The sequence below is a fragment of the Nocardioides sp. LML1-1-1.1 genome (assembly GCF_040676175.1).
In the GTDB taxonomy this organism is placed as follows: Bacteria; Actinomycetota; Actinomycetes; order Propionibacteriales; family Nocardioidaceae; genus Nocardioides.
Genome location: NZ_JBEGHK010000007.1, coordinates 15,649 through 28,102, shown reverse-complemented (window position 1 = coordinate 28,102; position 12,454 = coordinate 15,649). Strand labels below are relative to the sequence as shown.

The following is a 12,454-nucleotide window of genomic DNA, read 5'->3' as shown; positions in this document are numbered from 1 at the left end:
TCAGGCCTTGTCGACCATGACGGTGGTTCCGGTCGGGATCGTGCGGAGCAGGGCGAGCGCGTCATCGGGCACCCGCACGCAGCCGTGGCTGATCGACTTGCCGAACACCGAGGCGTCCGTCCAGCCGTGCAGGGCCACCGTGCCGGGGCCGCCGCCGTAGGAGTCGAGGGTGTCGCTGTGGCTGCCCAGCGGCAGGATCACCGGCGAGAAGGGCTGCTTCTCGTCCGAGATCTGCCCGAGCACGAAGGTGCGTCCGACCGGGGTCGGCGTCGCGGGCGCGCCGATCGCCACCGACCAGGTGCCGACCTTGCTGCCGCGCTCGAAGAGCTCGAGGGTGTGCGACTCCAGGTGCACCTTCACCAGGAACCGGCTGTGAGCCTCGGTCAGGTCGCGCGAGCGCAGCCAGCCGGTGGAGCCGTTCGGCTTGGAGGGCAGCAGCACCTGCACCCAGTCCTGGTTGCGGGTGATCACCGGCAACCAGGTGTCCCCGAACTGCTTCGGGCCGATCTTGGCGAACGCCGTGCCGTTCGGGCCGTCGTAGAGCGCCTGCATCCGCTTCGGATGCACCACCGTGCCCTTGGGGATGCGGTCGGGGCGCGGGTCCTTGGGCGCGGCCTTGATGACCGTCTTGGTCGAGCTGAGCTTGAGCGCCGTGAGGTCGACCTTCTCGGCGACCTTCGCCGGCTCGGCCGGCTTCGGCTTGTCCTCGTCGGTGTCGCGGAACACCAGGAACAGGGCCGAGATGGCCAGCAGTGCGGCGATGACCGGCACGGGCCAGCTGGCGCGCGTGCGCGCAGACGGCTGCTCCACTCCCGGTCCCTCCCCGTACGTCCATGCTGGTTCCCACTCTCCGGCTGTCACACCGCTCCCGTGTGCCAAACGACCTGAGTGGGACTTAGGTCACGCGTGAGAATAGGGGAACCTGACAATTTGTGGCGAACGGTCTCCCCGCGTGGACGCCGCGGGGTCGTCAGTAGGATCCAGGGCATGGCCGGACGGATCCGTGACGAGGACATCGCCGCGGTCCGGGAACGGGCCCGGATCGACGACGTGGTCTCCGGCTACGTCACCCTCCGCAACGCCGGCGGCGGCTCGATGAAGGGGTTGTGCCCCTTCCACGACGAGAAGTCCCCGTCGTTCCACGTGACGCCCTCGCGCGGATTCTTCCATTGCCTGGCCGGCGAGACCCGGGTGCTGACGTGGGACGGGCCTCGCGAGATCCGCGAGCTGGCCGGCGGCACCCACCGGATCCTGGGCGCGCGCGGCGACTGGATCGAGGCGCCGTTCCGGTCCTACGGCGTGCAGCGGCTGCACCGGATCGTGGTCACCCGCAACCGGCAGCGCAAGGAGCTCTACGCCACCGACGGGCACCGGTGGTTCATCCGTGCCGGCGCGGGCGACCGCGGCTCGCGCGAGGTGCTCACGACCGATCTCAAGCGTGGCGCCCGGTTGGTGGCGAAGTTCCCCCGCTCCCGGATCCGCCGTACGACGCCCTCGCCGTTCGGCATCGCCCACGGGTTCACCTACGGCGACGGCACCCGCAACGGCACCGGCTCGATGGCGCTCATCTGCCCGCCCAAGGACGCGGCGATGCTCAAGTGGTTCCCCAACAGCCACACCTCGGACCGTGGCGACGGCAACCTGCTGGTCCACCACCTCCCGAAGTTCTTCAAGGAGCGCCCCTCGCTCGACGAGTCGGTGCCCTACCTCTACGGCTGGCTCGCCGGCTACTTCGCCGCGGACGGCTGCGTGGCCGCGGACGGCACCGTGATCATGAACTCCGCCGACCGCGAGGACCTGGAGTACTTCCGGACCGTGTGCACCCGGCTGGGCATCGCGACGTACGGGATCACCGCCCAGACCCGGCTCGGCCTGGGCCGCGAGCCGTCCGAGCTCTACCGCATCCATCTCGTCAACGAGGACCTCGAGGAGGACTTCTTCCTGCTGGACGCCCACCGCGAGCGGTTCTCCGGCAACGCCAAGGCGTTCGCCCGGCGCGGATGGGTCGTCGAGAGCGTCGAGGAGACCGACCGCGTCGAGGAGGTCTTCTGTGCCGAGGTCGAGGACGGGCACGCCTTCACGCTCGAGGACAACATCCTCACCGGCAACTGCTTCGGTTGCCAGGAGGGCGGCGACGTCTTCACCTTCTTGATGAAGATCGACGGCCTCAGCTTCGGCGAGGCCGTCGAGCGGATGGCCGACAAGTACGGCGTCCACCTCCGTCGTGACGAGACCGGGCACGACGACCGGCCCAAGGGCCCGCAGCGGCGGCGGCTGGTCGAGGCGCACGCCGTGGCCCAGGAGTTCTACGCCGAGCAGCTCGGCACGCCCGACGCCCTGCAGGCCCGGCAGTTCCTGGCCGAGCGCGGCTTCGACCAGCAGGCGGCGCTGCACTTCGGGGTCGGCTTCGCGCCGCGGGACGGCGAGGCGCTGTGGCGCCACCTGAGCGGCCGCAAGTTCACCTCCGAGGAGGCGATCGCCGCGGGGCTGGTCGCGATCGGCCGGTCCCACTACGACAAGTTCCGCGGCCGGCTGTTGTGGCCGATCCGGGAGACCAACGGCGACACGATCGGCTTCGGCGCGCGCCGGATCTTCGACGACGACCGGATCGAGGCGAAGTACCTCAACACCGGCGAGACCTCGATCTACAAGAAGAGCCACGTCCTCTACGGCATCGACCTGGCCCGCAAGCCGATCGCGCTCAGCTCGCAGGCCGTCATCGTGGAGGGCTACACCGACGTGATGGCGTGCCACCTCGCGGGCGTCACGACCGCGGTGGCCACCTGTGGCACGGCCTTCGGCGACGACCATGCCCGGGTGCTGCGCCGCTTCCTCGACGACCACGCCGAGCTGCGCAGCGAGGTCGTGTTCACCTTCGACGGCGACGAGGCCGGCCAGAAGGCCGCGCTGCGCACCTTCGAGGGCGACCACCGCTTCGTCGCCCAGACCTACGTCGCCGTCGCGCCCGAGGGGATGGACCCGTGCGAGCTGCGGATCAAGGAGGGCGACGCCGCGGTGCGCGAGCTGGTCGCCACCCGCCGCCCGCTCTACCGCTTCGTCCTCGAGAACGTCATCGGCCGCTACGACCTCGACCGCGCCGACAGCCGCGTCGACGCGCTGCGCGCCGGCGCCCGCCTGGTGGCGAGCGTGCGCGACAGGTCCAAGGTCGACGCCTTCGCCCGCGAGCTCGCCGGCATGGTCGGTGTCGACATGGAGCAGGCCCGGGCCGAGGTACGACGTGCCGCCGCTCGCGGCAACGCGCCCGAGCGCTCCACCTCGCGCGAGCGCGGAGGCCCGCCGCCGGCGGAGGCACCGGCTCCGCGCACCAACGTCCCCGACCTGCGCGACCCTCGCTTCGGCATCGAGCGCGACACCCTCAAGCTCGTGCTGCAGCACCCGATCGCGATCGGCCGCACCAGTGCGGACATCGGCGCCAACGACTTCACCCACCCGACGTACCGCGCGGTGTGGGAGCTGGTGGCGGCCGCGGGCGGTGCCGCTGCCGGGCAGAGCGACCCGGGCTGGGTCACCAAGGTGCGCGACGGCGCGACCGACCCCGCGGTGTCCTCGGTCGTCAGCGCGCTCGCGGTGGAGCCGATCACCACCAACCGGGAGATCGACGCGACGTACGTCGCCACCCACCTGTTCAAGCTGCAGGAGCTCACCGTGCTGCGCCGCATCGACGAGGTGAAGTCGCGACTGCAACGCACCAACCCGGTGGAGAACGAGGCGGAGTTCAACCGGATGTTCGGCGAGCTGGCGGCGCTGGAGCAGCACCGCCGGACGCTGCGCGAGAAGATCGTGGGCTCCGGCTCGTGAGCCCGCTGCGCCGCCCACGGGTCGACGTGGCGCCGGGGGAGCGGGTGCTGGCCGCGGCCGGCCCGGTCGCGGGCACCCGCGACGCGCTCTACCTGCCCACCCGGGTGCCGTGGGAGCAGGTCGCCGCCGCCGACTGGGACGCCGAGCAGCGCACGCTCACCGTCACCGAGGTCGGCCGCTTCGGCGAGGAGCAGCCCGTCCACGTCGTCGCGCTGGAGGAGGCGGGGCGGCTGCTGCAGCTGGTCCGCGAGCGGGTGACGGCGAGCATCGCGCTGCAGCGGCACGTGCCGGTGCGTGAGCGGGCCTCGGTCCGGGTGCTCGCCCGGCAGGCGCCGGGCCGGCGCGGGGAGCTCGCCTGGTTCGTCGAGTACGACGCCGCGCTCGACCCCGCCGACCCCGAGGTGGATGCCGTGGTCCAGGCCGCCCTGGCGGTCGCCCGGGCCGACATCGGCGGCTGACCACGTTCCGGGGCACCTCGATTTCGGGCCGCCGGTGCGGCCTTGCTAGTGTTTCCCCGCTGCACGACCCCCGGGTCGGCGCCGGCATTCCCCCGTAGCTCAACTGGCAGAGCATGCGACTGTTAATCGCAGGGTTATTGGTTCGAGTCCAATCGGGGGAGCCACCAAGCCCCGTCGGTCCTACCGGCGGGGTTTCGTCGTCTCGGTGACCACGCGCAGGCGCAGCCCGGGGTGACGGGCGCCGACCGCGCGGAACAGCCCGACCGGGTCCTGCGGCCCGGGGCCGAGCCGTACGTGCACGGTCAGGCCGCCGTCGTCCCGCTCCAGCCGGACTGGCTCCATGCCGGCCTCGCGCGCCAGCGCGCGCACCGAGCGTCGTACGGCCCACCCCCCGAGGATCTGCACCCGGCAAGTCTAGACAGGGCCGCCCTGCCCCGCCATCTCCGGCCGGGGGCGCCAGGAAAACCCGCGCAGCGCGGACGGAAGCAACCGAAATGCCGTTTCGAGCGTCTGTGAAACGTAGGGTGACGCTTCGGTCATCGGGAGAGGGAGTGCATGCGCGCGTCGGTCGGAAGGGCGTGGGGAGCGGCCGTCGCCATCGGGGTGGTCGCCTGCCTCGCGCTGGTGCTCATCGCCCACGCGGGACGGTCCCACCCCTCGGGCAAGCCGGCGGAGCCCGAGTTCTCCGGGCCGGTGCCGACGGCCGTCGCGACCGGCACGAGCACGCAGCCGACGACGCTGCCGAAGCGCCCGAACGTCGTGCTCGTGATGTCCGACGACATGCGCACCGACGACCTGGCCTTCGCGCCCAACCTGCGCAAGCTGATCGCCCAGCACGGGGTGACCTTCGAGAACTCCTTCTCGCCCTTCCCGCTGTGCTGCCCGGCGCGCGCGTCGTTCATGACCGGGCAGTACGCCCACAACCACCACGTGTGGTGGCACGACCCGCCCTACGGGTACGGCGCCTTCGACGACTCGCGCACCATCGCCACCTCGATGCACGACGCGGGCTACCGCACCGGGTTCATCGGCAAGTACCTCAACCGCTACGGCCTGGCCCGCTCCAAGGTCACCGACGAGCCGTCCGCCCGCTACGTCCCCAACGGCTGGGACGACTGGCGCGCCGCGGTGGAGCCGCCGGGTGACTCCGACATCCACGGCAACACCTACGACTACATGGACACCCCGTTCAACGTGAACGGCGAGATCGACAACCGCTATCGGGGGGTCTACCAGAGCGACGTGATCGGCGACTTCTCCGTCGACATGGCGAAGCGCTTCGCACGGCGCCAGCAGCCGTTCTTCATGTACGTCAACTACGTCGCGCCGCACCACGGCGTGCCCAACGCCCCCGACGAGCCGGACGTGGTCCACGACGAGGACGGCCACGAGCTGAGCGTGGTCACGCCCGCCGTACCGGACTGGGTGAAGGGCAAGTTCGACAAGCGGATCACCCGCGCCTCCGGCATCGCCAAGACCGGGGAGCCGGTCGAGACCGACGTCAGCGACAAGCCCAAGGCGCTCCAGCAGCGCTACCAGCCCGAGGGCGAGGAGGCGAAGGACGCGCTCCTGTACGCCACCCGCCGCCGTGCCGAGGCGGTCTACGTGATGGACCGCAACATCGCCCGGCTGGTGGCCGAGCTCCAGCGCTCGGGGGAGTGGGAGAACACCGTCTTCGCCTTCACCTCCGACAACGGGATGCTCATCGGCGAGCACGGCCTGGGCATGACCAAGGTCCGGGCGCACGAGCCGTCGCTGCGGGTGCCGATGCTCGTCACCGGTCCGGGCCTGCGCACCGCGCAGAAGAGGTACGACCCGATCACCACGGTCGACCTCACCGCCACGATCCTCGACCTCGGCGGCGCCAAGGCCCCGCACCTGGCCGACGGCACCAGCCGGGTGAAGACCCTCGTCGACGGCGACCAGGGCTGGACCACGCCGGTGGTGACCGAGGCGGTCTTCACCGCGCGGGGCCGCGACCCCCTCTTCACCGACCTCCGTACGACGATCGGGATCCGGACCAGCCGCTACTCCTACACCCGCTACCGCGGCGGGGACGCCGAGCTCTACGACCTGGCGAAGGACGCCCGCGAGGACACCAACGTCGCCGACGACCCGGCGTACGCCGCCGTGCGGAAGGCGCTCGACGACCTCTGGCCGCGGGTCAAGGACTGCAAGGGCCGCCAGTGCGTGCCGAGGATGGCGCCCGAGCTGTCGGCCGCGCCGCCGCAGAACGCCCGGGACACCGACGCGTACTGGACCGCCTTCGAGGCGGCCTACGGCTGGTAGGTCAGCTCGACGAGCCCTGGCTCGGCTGGTCTTGCTGCGGGGCGTCCTGCTGCGGCGCCTGCTGCTGGGGACCGGGGCCGCCGTCCCGACCGCCGCCGGGGCCGGGGAAGCCGCCACCGGGTCCGGGCCGCCGGTCCATCCAGTGCTGCCTGGGTCCGTCGTCGTGGCCGTCCGTGGCGAGCAGCGTCGTACCGACACCGGCGCCGGCCCCGACGATGAGGCCGGCCAGTGCGACCGCGAGCACCGCGCGGAGGTTGAAGGCGCGTTCGCGCCAGCGGACCTTCGTCGGGACGGGTCCGGCCGCCGGCAGCGGTGCGGCGGGGGCGGCCGTCGCTGCCGGCGGGGCAAGGGGGGCGGTCTCGGCGGCGGGGTCGGCCGGGTCCGCGGGCGAGCCCGGCACGGGGTTCTGGTTCTCGCTCATGTCCCGAAGCGTCCCGCGCTCGGCTGTGGGGAGCCTGTGGCGCAGCGATGGAAGTCCTATCCGTGTGCACAAGCGGCACACAGCAAGGTCACAGGTTGGTGGCAGAGTGTGAAGCCATGACCGAGACCGCCACCCGCCCCGACGGAACCCCGCTGCGTGCCCTCGTGGTCGATGACGAGGTGAACATCGCCGAGCTCGTCGCGATGGCGCTGCGCTACGAGGGCTGGGCCGTCGAGACCGCGCACACCGGCGGCGAGGCGGTCGCCGCGGTCCGCGGGCAGGGGCCGGACGTCGTCGTGCTCGACATGATGCTGCCCGACTACGACGGCATGGAGGTGCTGCGCCGGATCCGCGCGGACGACCCGAGCGTGCCGGTGCTCTTCCTCACCGCGCGCGACGCCGTCGAGGACCGGGTCGCCGGTCTCACCGCCGGCGGGGACGACTACGTGACCAAGCCGTTCTCGCTGGAGGAGCTGGTCGCCCGTCTCCGGGCACTGGTACGACGCGCCGGCACCGCTGTCGAGCAGAGCCGCTCCACCCTCGTGGTCGGCGACCTCGTCCTCGACGAGGACAGCCACGAGGTCACCCGCGCGGGCACCGAGATCAACCTGACCGCGACCGAGTACGAGCTGCTGCGCTACCTGATGCGCAACCCGCGCCGGGTGCTGAGCAAGGCGCAGATCCTCGACCGGGTCTGGAACTACGACTTCGGCGGCCAGGCCAATGTCGTCGAGCTCTACATCTCCTACCTGCGCAAGAAGATCGACGCGGGCCGGGAGCCGATGATCCACACCATGCGGGGCGCGGGCTACGTGCTCAAGCCGGCGCTCTGATGCGTCACCTCGTCCCGCGTTCGCTCACCTCGCGCCTGGTGGTCACCGCGGTGACCCTGGTCGCGGTGGTGATCCTGCTGATCGGCGTGGTGACGACGCTGGCGATGCGGTCCTACCAGATGGACCGGCTCGACCGGGACGTGAGCGAGGCGGTCCGGCGTGCCGACGGCCCGGCCGGCGCGGGCCTGCCGGTCGTCCCGCCGGGTGACGGGGGAGCCGTGCAGGGACGGCCCCGCTTCGGCCAGCCCGGCCAGGTCACGCTGCTCTACGACGACGCCGGCTCTGCGCTCGGCTGGATGATCCCGACCGGTGCCGAGTCCGCCGAGGCGACGCTGTCCGCGAAGGTCGCCGAGGTGCTGCGCGAGGACGGCGCCGCGACGCCGCACACCGTCGACCTGCCCGGCCTCGGCAGCTATCGGATCGTCGCCGACGAGACGCGCTCCGGCGTCACGGCGGTGGTCGGCCTGCCCACCGAGGACGTCGACGACGCCACCACCTCCCTCGTCCGGTGGGAGGCGGCGCTGGCCCTGCTCGGCATCCTCGCCGCCGCGGCGGCCGGCACGGCCGTCGTACGACGACAGCTGAGGCCGCTCACCGAGGTCGCCGCCACCGCGCACGCGGTCGCGGAGCTGCCCCTGGAGTCCGGGGAGATCGGGGTGACCGAGCGGGTGCCCGAGCACCTGACGGACCCGCGCACGGAGGCCGGCCAGGTGGGCCTGGCGCTCAACCAGCTGCTCGCGCACGTGGAGTCCTCGCTCTCGGCGCGGCACCGCAGCGAGCAGCAGGTGCGGCAGTTTGTGGCCGATGCCTCGCACGAGCTGCGCACCCCACTGACGACGATCGCCGGCTACACCGAGCTCGCCCGGCGCCAGGGCGACGCGGAGACCGCGTCGGTGGCGTTGGCGAAGGTCCAGGAGGAGGCGGTCCGGATGACCGCGCTCGTCGAGGACCTGCTGCTGCTCGCCCGGCTCGACGCCGGCCGGCCGCTCGCGGAGGAGCCGGTCGACCTCACCCGGCTGCTGCTGGAGGCGGTCGACGACGCCCGGGTGGTCGACCCCGGGCACCGCTGGCAGATCGCGCTGCCCGACGACGGGGAGCCGATCGAGGTCGCCGGCGACGGTCACCGCCTGCATCAGGTGGTCACCAACCTGCTCGCCAACGCGCGCAAGCACACCCCCGCCGGCACCACCGTCACCGTGACCGTCCGCCCCGACGGCTTCGACGTGCACGACGACGGCCCGGGCTTCCCGCCGGACCTGGTCGGCACCGCCTTCGAGCGGTTCACCCGCGGCGACGCCGCCCGCCACCGCTCCGACGGCATCGGGCTCGGCCTGGCCCTGGTGCAGGCGATCGTCGCGGCCCACGGCGGCACGGTGGCCTTGGCGAGCGAGCCGGGCGACACCGTCGTACGGGTCCGGCTGCCGCGCTGACGCCGCTCACAGGCAGCTCATAGGGCAGCCAGACGGCCGGCACAGACCGGGCCGACAGGGTCGGTCCCGTGATCAGAAAGCTGATGTCCCGGGTGCGCCGCCCGCGGCGCCTCGTGCTCGTCCTCTCCGCCCTCGTGCTGCTCTCCGCGGCCTCCGGCGCGTGGTTGCTGCTGCGCGGTGGCGAGCCCGCCGCGGCGGCGTCCACCACGGCCACCGTCTCGACCCAGACGCTCAAGCAGACGGTCACCGCGAGCGGCACCGTCGCCGCGGGGACGACCGACGAGCTGTCCTTCGACGTCAGCGGCACGGTCACCCACGTCTACGTCGATCCGGGCGACACCGTGAAGAAGGGCCAGCGGCTCGCGGCGGTCGACGACGACGTGCTCCAGGCCCAGCTCGACGCCGCCGAGAGCGCGCTCACCGCGGCCCGGACGGCGCGCTCGGAGCACCTCTCCGACGGCGCCTCCGACGAGCAGGAGGCCGCGGACGAGGCCTCCGTGCTGGCCGCCGAGTCCAGCCTCGCCGAGGCGCAGGAGGCCGTGGACGGTGCCGTGCTCCGCGCGACCATCGCCGGCACCGTCACCGACGTCGGCCTCGAGGTCGGCGACAAGGCCGGCTCCGGCTCGGGATCGACGGGCGGCAGCAGCCAGCCCAGCGGCTCCGACACCTCCGCCAGCACCTCCAGCGGAGCGATCACCGTCGTCTCCACCGGCCGCTACGTGGTGGACGCGACCGTCGCCAGCAGCGACGTGGCGAAGGTGAAGAAGGGCATGCAGGCCGAGATCACCGTCAGCGGCATGGACGACACCGTCTACGGCACGGTCACCGAGGTGGGCCTGGTCGCGGAGACCGACTCCTCGGGCGCCGCCGCCTTCCCGGTGACCGTCACGGTGACGGGCAAGCGCGACGACCTCTTCGCCGGCACCTCCGCGGACCTGGCGATCGTGACCAGCCAGCGCGCCGACGTGCTGACCGTCGACAGCCGGGCGCTGAAGACCGACGGCGACACGACGTACGTCGACAAGGTCACCGACACCGCGTCCGGCGCCACCACGAAGACCGTGGTGAAGACCGGCGAGGCCGCCGGGATGGTCACCGAGGTGACCTCCGGGCTGGCCGAGGGCGACGTCGTGGAGGTGCCCGGCTTCGCCGGCCCCGGCGGCAGCGGTGGCGACCAGGACATGCAGCAGCGGATGCAGGAGCGGATGCAGGACGGCGGGGGCTTCCCCGGCGGCGGCACCCCGCCGGGCTTCTCGGGCGGTGGCCGGTGAGCGCCATCATCGAGCTGGAGGGCGTCCGCAAGACCTACCGCTCCGGCACCGTCGAGTTCGAGGCGCTGCGGGGGATCGACACCACGGTCCGCGCGGGGGAGTACGTCGCCGTGATCGGCCCCTCCGGGTCGGGCAAGTCCACGTTGATGAACCTGCTCGGCTGCCTCGACGTCCCCACCGAGGGCCGCTACGTCCTCGCCGGCGACGACACCTCCCGGCTCGACGAGACCGCGCTCGCCGCGATCCGCAACCGCCGGATCGGGTTCGTGTTCCAGCAGTTCCACCTGCTGTCGTCGATGACCGCGCTGCGCAACGTCGAGCTCCCCCTCGTGTACGCCGGCGTCGGCCGCGCCGAGCGCCGCGACCGCGCCGCCGCGGCCCTCGCCAGGGTCGGCCTGGCCGACCGGCTCGACCACCGCCCCGGCGAGCTCTCGGGTGGCCAGCAGCAGCGCGTCGCGGTGGCCCGTGCCCTGGTCACCGAGCCCGCCCTGCTGCTCGCCGACGAGCCCACCGGCAACCTGGACTCCCGCTCGACCGGCGACGTGCTCGGCCTCTTCGACGAGCTGCACGCCGCCGGGCGCACGATCGTGCTGATCACGCACGAGCCCGACGTCGCCGCTCGGGCCGGGCGCAACCTCGTCATCGACGACGGCCTGATCACCGAGGACCGGCTGACGGCCGCGGTGACTGCCCGATGAGCTGGTGGGAGACGGTCCGCTCCGGCCTAGCCGCGATCCGGGCGCACCGGCTGCGCTCCTCGCTGACCGTGCTCGGCATCGTCATCGGCATCTCGTCGGTGATCCTCACCGTCGGCCTCGGTCAGGGCGCGCAGCAGGAGGTCGAGGACCAGATCGACGCCCTCGGGTCGAACCTGCTCATCGTCTCGCCCGGCAGCAGCACCGACAGTGCCGGCCAGCGAGGCGGCTTCGGCTCGGCCTCGACGCTGACCTTCGCCGACGCCTCCGCGATCGCCGACCCCTCGGTGGTCCCGGACGCGGCCGCGGTGGCGCCGACGACCTCGTCCTCGGTCTCCCTGGTCAACGGCAGCACCAACTGGACCACCTCCCTCGTCGGTACGACGACCGCCTGGCTCGACGTGCGCAGCCGCGACCTGTCCGCCGGCCGGTTCTTCACCGCCGACGAGGCCGCCTCGGGCGCCGCGGTCACCGTGATCGGCGCGGACACCGCCTCCGAGCTGTTCGGCCGGCAGAGCCCGGTCGGGCAGCAGGTCACGGTCGACGGCACCCGGCTGACGGTGATCGGCGTGCTGACCTCCTCCGGCGCCTCGTCGAGCGGCACGAGCGAGGACGACCAGGCCGTCGTACCGGTGGGGACGGCGAGCCGGCTGACCGGCAGCACCACCGACACGGTCTCGACGATCTACGTCGAGGCGCGCAGCGAGGAGACCCTCGCGGCGGCGTACCAGGAGGTGCAGGCGCTGCTCGCCAACCGCCACGACGTGCCCACCGCCGACGCGGACTTCTCGATCGCCACCCAGGACTCGCTGGTGGAGACCGCCAACGAGACGAACCGGACGTTCACCGTGCTGCTCGGCGGTGTCGCCGGCATCTCGCTCCTGGTGGGCGGCATCGGCGTCATGAACATCATGCTGGTCTCGGTCACCGAGCGGATCCGCGAGATCGGCCTGCGCAAGGCGCTCGGCGCCGCACCGCGGGTCATCCGCCGGCAGTTCCTCGTCGAGGCGTCCCTGCTCGGGCTCACCGGTGGCGTCGTCGGCGTGCTCGTCGGCGTCGTCGGCGCGCAGGTCCTGCCGCACTTCATCGACCAGACCGTCGCGATCTCGGCGCTGGCGACCGTCGCCGCCCTCGCCACCTCGCTCGCCCTCGGCGTCGGCTTCGGGGTCTACCCCGCCGGCCGCGCCGCCCGACTCACCCCGATCGACGCACTCCGCAGCGAGTGACGCACCCGAAGG

General features: G+C 72.6%; 11 protein-coding genes, 1 tRNA gene and 1 pseudogene. 10 read left to right on the top strand and 3 right to left on the bottom strand.

Annotated features, from left to right (window positions below):
* Nucleotides 1-810 carry a L,D-transpeptidase family protein gene (locus MRBLML1_RS21170; RefSeq protein WP_364519805.1) on the bottom strand — a complete coding sequence of 270 codons (810 nt, stop codon included), beginning with the start codon at nt 808-810 and terminating at the stop codon, nt 1-3.
* Between the two features lie 177 nt (nt 811-987).
* On the opposite strand from MRBLML1_RS21170, the pseudogene MRBLML1_RS23265 reads away from it, so the two are divergent.
* The 4 genes and pseudogenes from MRBLML1_RS23265 to MRBLML1_RS21155 form a co-directional block, all read left to right on the top strand.
* Nucleotides 988-1,173, top strand: a pseudogene (locus tag MRBLML1_RS23265) (CHC2 zinc finger domain-containing protein); the annotation flags it as partial.
* Nucleotides 1,174-1,557: 384 nt separating this feature from the next.
* A complete protein-coding gene (gene dnaG / locus MRBLML1_RS21165; protein ID WP_414691297.1) occupies nt 1,558-3,819 on the top strand; it encodes a DNA primase in 2,262 nt (753 codons plus the stop codon).
* Nucleotides 3,816-4,277 carry a hypothetical protein gene (locus tag MRBLML1_RS21160; protein WP_364519800.1) on the top strand — a complete coding sequence of 154 codons (462 nt, stop codon included), beginning with the start codon at nt 3,816-3,818 and terminating at the stop codon, nt 4,275-4,277. Before dnaG ends, MRBLML1_RS21160 begins: the two co-directional genes overlap by 4 nt.
* 88 nt (nt 4,278-4,365) lie before the next feature.
* Nucleotides 4,366-4,441 (top strand) — tRNA-Asn (locus tag MRBLML1_RS21155).
* A 16-nt stretch (nt 4,442-4,457) separates the two neighbouring features.
* Here MRBLML1_RS21155 and MRBLML1_RS21150 read toward each other — a convergent pair.
* Nucleotides 4,458-4,682 carry a hypothetical protein gene (locus MRBLML1_RS21150; protein WP_364519798.1) on the bottom strand — a complete coding sequence of 75 codons (225 nt, stop codon included), beginning with the start codon at nt 4,680-4,682 and terminating at the stop codon, nt 4,458-4,460.
* A gap of 150 nt (nt 4,683-4,832) precedes the next feature.
* On the opposite strand from MRBLML1_RS21150, the gene MRBLML1_RS21145 reads away from it, so the two are divergent.
* Nucleotides 4,833-6,566, top strand: coding sequence for a sulfatase family protein (locus MRBLML1_RS21145; RefSeq protein WP_364519796.1), 1,734 nt, complete (start codon nt 4,833-4,835; stop codon nt 6,564-6,566).
* Nucleotide 6,567: 1 nt separating this feature from the next.
* Here the strand turns inward: MRBLML1_RS21145 and MRBLML1_RS21140 are convergent, their stop codons facing one another.
* Nucleotides 6,568-6,987 (bottom strand): hypothetical protein, encoded by a 420-nt coding sequence (locus MRBLML1_RS21140; RefSeq protein WP_364519794.1) that lies wholly within the window; start codon nt 6,985-6,987, stop codon nt 6,568-6,570.
* Between the two features lie 116 nt (nt 6,988-7,103).
* Between MRBLML1_RS21140 and MRBLML1_RS21135 the strand changes: the two genes are divergently transcribed.
* The 5 genes from MRBLML1_RS21135 (at nt 7,104) to MRBLML1_RS21115 (ending at nt 12,442) form a co-directional block, all read left to right on the top strand.
* Nucleotides 7,104-7,820, top strand: a complete 717-nt coding sequence (locus MRBLML1_RS21135) for a response regulator transcription factor (protein WP_364519792.1) — start codon at nt 7,104-7,106, stop codon at nt 7,818-7,820.
* Nucleotides 7,820-9,250, top strand: a complete 1,431-nt coding sequence (locus MRBLML1_RS21130; RefSeq protein ID WP_364519790.1) for a sensor histidine kinase — start codon at nt 7,820-7,822, stop codon at nt 9,248-9,250. Before MRBLML1_RS21135 ends, MRBLML1_RS21130 begins: the two co-directional genes overlap by 1 nt.
* Nucleotides 9,251-9,318: 68 nt before the next feature.
* Nucleotides 9,319-10,521 carry an efflux RND transporter periplasmic adaptor subunit gene (locus MRBLML1_RS21125; RefSeq protein ID WP_364519788.1) on the top strand — a complete coding sequence of 401 codons (1,203 nt, stop codon included), beginning with the start codon at nt 9,319-9,321 and terminating at the stop codon, nt 10,519-10,521.
* Nucleotides 10,518-11,219 carry an ABC transporter ATP-binding protein gene (locus MRBLML1_RS21120; RefSeq protein WP_364519786.1) on the top strand — a complete coding sequence of 234 codons (702 nt, stop codon included), beginning with the start codon at nt 10,518-10,520 and terminating at the stop codon, nt 11,217-11,219. The genes MRBLML1_RS21125 and MRBLML1_RS21120 overlap by 4 nt, the downstream gene beginning before the upstream one ends.
* Complete coding sequence (locus tag MRBLML1_RS21115; RefSeq protein WP_364519783.1) at nt 11,216-12,442, top strand: ABC transporter permease; 1,227 nt, start codon at nt 11,216-11,218, stop codon at nt 12,440-12,442. The genes MRBLML1_RS21120 and MRBLML1_RS21115 overlap by 4 nt, the downstream gene beginning before the upstream one ends.
* The last annotated feature ends 12 nt before the right edge of the window (nt 12,443-12,454 follow it).